The organism is Chitinophaga sp., from assembly GCF_036569125.1.
Lineage (GTDB): Bacteria > Bacteroidota > Bacteroidia > Chitinophagales > Chitinophagaceae > Chitinophaga.
Genome location: NZ_DATCRF010000384.1, coordinates 1 through 7950, shown reverse-complemented (window position 1 = coordinate 7950; position 7950 = coordinate 1). Strand labels below are relative to the sequence as shown.

The window sequence follows — 7950 nt, the reverse complement described above, 5'->3', positions numbered from 1 at the left end:
GGGCCAGGGATGGGGCAAACAGCTGATAGCACAATGTTGTAAGGCCGCTGCCGAAAAAGGTTACACGCATATGTACCTGGAAACTATGCCCGAGCTGCACATCGCTATTCCCTTATACGAAAAAATGGGGTTTGAATACTTAACCGCACCACTGGGCCTTTCGGGCCATTACAGCTGCACTGTGTGGATGGTAAAAACATTATAACAACTTTTATGAGGAACATGAAGAAGGTTGCACTGCTATTGATGATAGCAGTAACAGCCATGACCACTGCTGCCGCACAGGCAAAAAAGCTGCACCGCTTATTTGAAGATTATCAGCAGGAATACCAGCAGCTTTTTCCGCTGGATGCCACCTTTGCCGGCGATCACCGCTATGATGATCAGCTGCCGAATGATATTTCCGCTACCTTCCTGGAAAAGGAGCATAGCTTTTACGAAAAATACCTGCAGGCATTACATACTGTTCAGCGCAGCAGCTTAACTACAGCAGACCGCATCTCGTACGACGTACTGCAGGAATTGCTGGAAACCGGCCTGGAAAAGAAAGCGCTGCACCTGGAATACATGCCGGTAAATCAGTTCACCTCTACGCCTGCGCTCATAGGGCAGTTAGGTACCGGTATCTCTGCACAGCCCTTTAATACCGTAAAGGATTATGATAACTGGCTGAAACGGCTTACTGCCTTTGTTCCATGGCTGGATACCTGCATAGCCAACTTTAACAAAGGCATACAAACCGGTTTAGTATTGCCTAAGACCCTGGTTATAAAAATCATTCCGCAAATGACTGCCCTGGCAACAACAGATACTGCTACGAATGTGTTTTACCAGCCCTTAAAGCACCTGCCGGGTTCCTTTGCCGCAGCAGATAAGCAACGCATACTACAGGCCTATCAACAGGTACTTGCACAGCAGCTGCTGCCGGCTTTTAAAAGGCTGGCCGACTACCTGCAAAACACTTATCTGCCCGCTGCTACAGACAGCGCAGGCCTGTCGGCCCTGCCGGGCGGCGCAGCCATTTACCGCTACTATATACGCCTGCATGCCACTACGGATGAAAGCCCGGAAAGCATTTACCAAACCGGCTTACAAGAGGTAGCGCGTATTACGCAACGCATGGAAGCGCTGAAAGTGCAAACCGGTTTTAAAGGCACTTTGCAGGAGTTCTTTCATTACCTGAGAACAGATCCTAAGTTCACGCCTTTTACCACACCGGAGCAGGTGCTGGATGCTTACCGCCGTATTTATGAAAAGATAAAACCGCACCTGCCCGCCTTGTTTGAGCTATACCCTAAAACACCTTTTGAGATCAGGCGGTTTGAGGCTTTCCGCGAAGCGTCGCAGGCCGGGCCGGCATATGTGCTTGGCTCTGCAGATGCTACCCGCCCCGGTGTATTTTATGTACCTGTGCCGGATGCAACCAAGGTGAATGTTACTTTTTACGGGCTGGAGGTGAATTTTATTCATGAAGCCATTCCCGGGCACCATTTCCAGATCTCGCTGCAGCAGGAAAATAAGTCGCTGCCGGCTTTCCGGCGCCTGCCTTCCTTTAAGGGTTTTATTGAGGGATGGGCCCTGTATTGCGAATCACTGGGCCCGCTGCTGGGCTGCTACACCGACCCTTACCAGCAAATGGGCGCGCTGAACAACGAGATGCACCGCGCTATACGGCTGGTGGTGGATGTAAGTATCCATACCGGTAAAATGACGCGTGAGCAGGCCATTGCCTACATGATGGCCCATGAGCCGGTGAGCGAAGCCATTGCCATAGCTGAGATAGAGCGCTACATGGCCTTTCCCGCGCAGGCGCTTACCTACAAGATCGGGGAATTAAAGATCCAGGCATTGCGGAAAAAATACGAGCGGCAGCTGGGCCCGGCCTTTAGCCTGCGCAGCTTCCATACGGCCTTGTTACAGCAGGGTGATATGCCGCTGACCGTACTGGAAAGTTACCTGGATGAATGGGCGGCCGGGCTGGTGAAGAAGCATTAATAAGCAAATATTTACCTGTATATACACTCCCTATAAGCCCCCTCTTATAAGGGTGAGCTTATAGGGAGCTCACAGGGGGAGTATAGAGGGCTTATAGGGGGCTTATCCCTTCTCTGCAACAGATTGTCTTAGTACAGAAAAACCTTACAGTCGACGTATTGAATGCAGAATTGGCTTTACAGGTTGGAGATGCCAATAAGTCCATTGCAGCAGGCAGCCAGGGGGGATTAGCTCTTTATACAGTATCAGGATGCGCCCTTTTCTGTTAACGCCGGCATTCTCCGCAGCTCCATCTTTAGCCATTCTATGGCCTGGTTCTGTAAGGTATTACCGGCCTGGCCCTGCATGAGCTTTAATCCCAGCTTTTTACCCGCATGCTCAAACAGGGGCTTATCGCTGGTAATGCGCCATAACACATGCGGTTTTGTACAGATCAGGAACTGGCAGTCCCAGGTAAGATAAAAAGGCTGATAGGCGTGGTTGGCAAGGGCGCCGGGGCTATCGGGCCCCTGGGGCAGGTCTTCTTTCTTTTGCAGGGGCTCTGCAAATAACCAGTACCAGATGTTCTGCAGCTCGTGAATGTATTCTACCACCCGCACCTTATCGTACCCGGTGAATTGCAGTATATAGCGGTTATTGCCAGCCGCTTTCAGGAAAACGGGCAGGCCATGGTGTACTTTGGTCCAGTTATTAAAATCCTGGGGGCGCACCAGGTTAAAACCCAGCTTGCTCAGGCGGGGCGCCTGTAAGCGTAAGGGTTGCAGCTGATCGCACAACGCCATCAGTATAGGATAGTGATGCTCTGAGATCCTGATCACCTCCTTTCCCAGGGCAAAATAATTGCCCATTCTAACCTCCTCTAATTCAACTGGCATAGCCCTGCTTTTTCTGTAAAGCTAATATTTTTAGCAAAAAACTAAAAAACATAGTTTTCAGGACCGAAGGGCGGGAAACGGATGCTGTTATGGCGGAGGTAAACAAAATAAAAACGGGAAGCCTTTTGAAAGACTTCCCGTTCGGGTGGATTATTCAGCATTATCAGAATCCATATCTCACACCTATCTGTACCTGGTAAGGATTACCACTTAAAGCAGAAACACCTGCATTGGTATTAACCGCATACTTATAGGTATTGGTAGCGGGATCAAAGCTCTTGATCGTATACAAGCTGGTTGCGCCAACATTATGGTTCACGCCCCAGTCCCGGTTTAATGCGTTAGCCACATTAAACATATCCATGGAGATCTCCAGGTATTGTTTCCTGAACGTCCTGATCTTTTTTGCCAGCCTTATATCAAATACACCATAGAAGGGGTTTACACCGCCATTCCGCTCAGCGATCTTGCCAAAGCTTTTACGGATATAATCTTTTGTGCCCTTTTCTACCGTGGGATTTGCCAGGATGGCATTGATACCGTCTTTCAGGTACTGCGGCGTACTGGCGGAATTGGGATCATATACATAAGCCAGGTCGTTAGTGGCAACAAAGTCGCCGTTAACATTCCCGTTAACTACCAGGGAATAACGGGTGCCGCCAATGCCGGAGAAACGAACACCGGCGCTGATACCCCAGAAGGTAGGCGCTGTGCCGTACACCACTATCTTATTTCTGAACTGGTTATCGGAATAGGTTGTTTTGCTCAGATCGCGCGGATCGTCTTTTATGTATTGCACCAGTGTTGCGGTATTTGCTACGTTACCGTTATAGGAGGTGTTGTCCTTGGTTTGATTCCAGGTGTAAGAAAAAGCAATTTCACCATCTCTGAAATAACGGTAGCTACCGTCTACTACAAATGCCATCTGGTTTACCTTTCCGGTGCTTTCCAGCTCCAGCACACGGCCTACCTGCGTTGTTTTACGGCTCTGGGTCCAGTCGGCCGCGCCATTGCCTGCATTGATGGTAGATGCAGGTACATATACCCCGCGGTTATCTTCGGCAGCAATACGGAAGTAGGGCTGCTCTACCATGTTACGGTCTACATACGTATAGTTGTTACGGCCAAAGGTAAGGTAACCGTTCACGCTCATCCTGAAATTCTCGTTAAAGAAATGCGAATAGGATGCATTAGCCTTATAAACGGTAGGTACTTTGGCATCTTTACCATTCATATTGATGGTGGCCAGCTTAGGCACATTGGGATTATTCAGCAGGTCCATACCGGGGGCAGATGAAGGATCTTTACGGTAGGATACAAAATTCGGGCTGGGCACCATTGCACCGGTAAGATCAACGCCAACGATATGTGAACCATCGAACAGCATATTGTTGATCATGGAATAAGGATTCAGCGCAGAGCCTAAGATGCCACCGCCTACACGGATAATATCACGCTTGTTCTGTCCTACATCCCAGGTGGCCTGGATACGGGGCTGCACCTGTAAGGTCCTCAGCTTATTAGCGGTATTTAAACCAAGTGTATTGAACACGGTTTCGTTATAGTTCGCGTGGTCCAGGTATGCGGTATAATCCACGCGCACACCGGCAGTGATGTCAAACCCCGGGAACAGGCTTGTTTGCATCTGCGCATAAACATTAGGCGCCAGGATATTGAACTTGATGTTATGATCATCCGTTAAATAAATATCCCTTGCATAACGGTAAGGCGTAAGGTTATCAAAATTATTCAGGCCGGTAAAATAAAAGCGGCCATTGGTTTCGCTTCCGTAAATGGAGTTCTGATTAGTAAATGTAACACCGCCGCCAAAGGTAAAGCGGGTCTTATCAGTATTCCAGTATACATTATCTATCAGCTGCACCAGGTTATTATTGAAATAGTCGCCGCCATAACGCTGCCCGCCTAACTGAATGGCAGTGGTTACGGTAGAGCTGTCGCTGGCTTTGGATTGAATGTTCTGTACAATAGCTCTGGGAATGTTAGCTGCCGGCAGCTGATCGTTGGCAAACAGTTTATTGTATTCCCAATAGTGCTGCAGCTTCAGCTCATTGGTCAGGTTAGAGCTGATGGAAGTACGCAGCGAGGCGATCAAACTATTGTTTAAGCTTTTGCGGGAGCTGTATACCTCATAGATGTTAATAGCAGTATTATCACCATCTGACTGGTTATCCATATCATAAATAAAGTTGTCCCGGATAGTGAGGAGGTTCTTCTGGTTTAACTGCCAGTCGATCCTTCCGAAAACAGCATGCGTATTCTTCTTTTTATCAAACTGGCCAAACTGGGGCGTGGCGGCAACGCCATACTTACCCCTTGCAATGGTCAGGAACTGATCCAGCGTAGCTTGTGTTACATTGAATCTTTTTTCGTCAGCCGCTGACTGGATATTGGCTATATATAAAGGATGAGAATCTTCCTGGTGATCCCAGGCAAAAAAGAAATGCGCTTTGTCTTTAATAATAGGGCCGCCGATTGAGAAGCCATACTGGTAGGTGGAAAAGGGCTGATTACGTTTCTGCCCGTTCAGGCCATACTGGCTGGATAGCCAGTCGGTGCGCAGAAAGGTAAAGGCGCTTCCCGTTAAGGTGTTGGTACCTGATTTGGTAACCGTACTTACCGTACCGCCGCCTGCATTACCATACGTAACATCATACTGGTTGGTAACCACCTGGAACTCGCGCACGGCTTCCATGGTAATGGAGTATGCGCCGGTAGGCTGCCCGCCGGAAATAGTACCCCTGGCCGCCATACCATCAATGGTAAAGTTAGTGGCGGATGCCAGCTGCCCGGATAAGTTAGTGCCGCTGCTTAAAGGAGAAAGATCCATGAGCGAGGTAAAATTACGCCCGTTCACCGGCAGCTTTGCAATATCCCTTGCCGTTACAGCGGTGGATGCGCCTATATTTTCAATCTTGTTTTTAAGCGATCCTGCGGTAACCACAACGGCCTGCAGGTCGGTCAGCTTCTCGGCCATACTGAAAGTAACCTTTAGCAGATCGCCCTGGTTCAACGCATAACCGGTTTGTTTCTGGGATACCATTCCCATTGCTTCAACCGTAATGGAATAGGGAGCGCCCAAGGGCAGCTCTTTCAGAAAAAATTCACCTTTATCATTGGATACAGCCCTTGTCTGAAATCCTGTTGATTCATTTTTTACCAGTATGAATGCACCTGGTAATGGTGTGTTGTTAGTTCCGCTTACTTTGCCGGAAATGCCTGCCAGGTTGGTTTGGGCTATTGAATACATAGCATACAGACACAGAATAATACTGAAGAATGACCCTCTTTTTAAAAGATTCATCATGACGGTTTTTGATTAAGAAGGTGCAAATATTAAAAGCGAAGGTTAAGCCCGGTTTAACAAAGTATTAACGTTATATAAAGGATTTATTACTGGAATGAGGAATTGCTTAAACGGGGTGTATGATTGTTATCGGATGGAATCAGTGTTGCAACGCTTCTGTAGAACCGGTTCCATAATTGAGGTGTGGCTTATACATACTCATCAGATCCCGCTGCTGGCGGGCCTTCGCAAACGATGCTGCGGCATAGTTTTAGCCCAATAGTTTGCAGGTGGTTTACAATTTGGAACGAACGTTTACAATGTAATTTAATGGTAAAGAGCCGTATAAGGCTGCATTGTAATCTGGCAGCCGGTGGGCATGTCATGGCATTATGATAAACCCATTAATGTATGAAGACGCTGTACAAACAAGATTTTTGGTTGTATGATAAAACGGTACCGGCCGGGTAGTTGTACCCAGCTGCTCTTATCATATGTTATTAGCACATTAATCAATTTTAGATAAGGTCCCAATACTTAAAGTTGCTCATTTTGGATGTAGATGTATATAGGTTTTGCCGGGTATTCTTTACCCGGCTTTTTCCCTGGATCCGGGAGCTTAGGCGAAGATGGCGCGGCATGATGTTATGCCGTTTGCGCGGCTGTTCGTGATATGTAATTAGCTAAAAGTGACAAATACGAATAGATGAGTTTGCATATATATTTATTTGATTTTTAAATAAATAAGTTTACTTTGCGGTCCATATCGTCCTTTAGTTTTGCCTTATAGAGAGAGTGTAGCAAAAAAAAGGCGTATATGACTGAAAACCCAAAGTGTATATTACTGGTTGATGATGACCAGGATGATCACTATGCTCTGAGAGAAGAACTGTTAAGGCAAAATATCCCACTTCAAATAAAAAGTGTGTATAATGGAATGCAGGCCCTGGATTATTTGAGAAATTGTCCGGCGGAGACCTTCCCCCATTTGATCATAATGGATTACAACATGCCGGTTATGTCCGGCGCGCAGGTGTTAGCCGTGCTGGATGAAAACAAAACCTTATCAATGGTTCCGGTGGTTGTATGGACCACTTCGGAAAATAAAGCAGAAAAAGTAGAGTGCTTACGGCTGGGCGCCATTGACTATTTCATTAAACCGCGAAGTGTTGAAGAGTTGGAACGGATAGCTGAGAGGATGGTGGAGCTGTTGTGATAATTCCGGATTGGAAATACGATACTGTAACAGCAGCAGGTTAAGAAATTAAAAAAGGGAAGCCTTTTGAAAGACTTCCCTTTTCGGGTGGATGAAGGGGCTCGAACCCTCGACCCTCAGAACCACAATCTGATGCTCTAACCAACTGAGCTACAACCACCGTTTCATTTTGCGGACTGCAAAGATAAGTGAAAACCTTCTCAATTTCCAAATAGCTGCTCAAAAAATTTCTATCCTGCCAGGTACCCCTAACAATCCGCCGCTATTTGCTCATTTTTCCCTTTCTTTGCGCTCTCTTAAAACTGTGAGCTTACAATGTCTATCTACCTGATTCCGTTCATCTCCGCTTTCATAGGATGGTTCACTAACTGGATCGCCATTAAAATGCTGTTCCATCCCCGGCAGCCTATGAACCTCGGTTTTATGACCCTGCAGGGCATCTTCCCCAAACGGCAGCGGCAGTTTGCCGAAAAGCTGGGCAAGCTGGTGGCAGATGAGCTGTTATCCTTTGACGACATTCGCGAAAAGCTCACCGACCCCGAAAAGATCAAAAATATTAT

The 7950-nt window shown here is 47.2% G+C and carries 6 protein-coding genes and 1 tRNA gene; 4 read left to right on the top strand and 3 right to left on the bottom strand.

Features of this window, described 5'->3' with window-relative positions; genetic code table 11:
- Together VIM87_RS14330 and VIM87_RS14325 are read left to right on the top strand one after the other, a co-directional pair.
- The coding region (locus VIM87_RS14330; protein ID WP_331997657.1) for a GNAT family N-acetyltransferase at positions 1 to 205 on the top strand (205 nt) is incomplete at its 5' end.
- A gap of 17 nt (positions 206 to 222) precedes the next feature.
- The gene (locus VIM87_RS14325) at positions 223 to 1995 is read left to right on the top strand and encodes a DUF885 domain-containing protein (RefSeq protein ID WP_331997656.1); all 1773 of its coding nucleotides are present in this window, start codon (positions 223 to 225) and stop codon (positions 1993 to 1995) included.
- 245 nt (positions 1996 to 2240) lie between these two features.
- On the opposite strand, the gene VIM87_RS14320 is transcribed toward VIM87_RS14325, so the two are convergent.
- Both VIM87_RS14320 and VIM87_RS14315 read right to left on the bottom strand, forming a co-directional pair.
- A complete protein-coding gene (locus tag VIM87_RS14320) occupies positions 2241 to 2870 on the bottom strand; it encodes a hypothetical protein (RefSeq protein ID WP_331997655.1) in 630 nt (209 codons plus the stop codon).
- Between the two features lie 163 nt (positions 2871 to 3033).
- Positions 3034 to 6138 carry a TonB-dependent receptor gene (locus VIM87_RS14315; protein WP_331997654.1) on the bottom strand — a complete coding sequence of 1035 codons (3105 nt, stop codon included), beginning with the start codon at positions 6136 to 6138 and terminating at the stop codon, positions 3034 to 3036.
- Between the two features lie 853 nt (positions 6139 to 6991).
- Here VIM87_RS14315 and VIM87_RS14310 point away from each other — a divergent pair.
- The gene (locus VIM87_RS14310) at positions 6992 to 7390 is read left to right on the top strand and encodes a response regulator (protein WP_331997653.1); all 399 of its coding nucleotides are present in this window, start codon (positions 6992 to 6994) and stop codon (positions 7388 to 7390) included.
- A gap of 86 nt (positions 7391 to 7476) precedes the next feature.
- On the opposite strand, the gene VIM87_RS14305 is transcribed toward VIM87_RS14310, so the two are convergent.
- A tRNA-His gene (locus tag VIM87_RS14305) sits at positions 7477 to 7550 on the bottom strand.
- 155 nt (positions 7551 to 7705) lie between these two features.
- Between VIM87_RS14305 and VIM87_RS14300 the strand changes: the two genes are divergently transcribed.
- On the top strand, positions 7706 to 7950 hold a 245-nt coding region (locus VIM87_RS14300; RefSeq protein ID WP_331997652.1), incomplete at its 3' end, for a DUF445 domain-containing protein.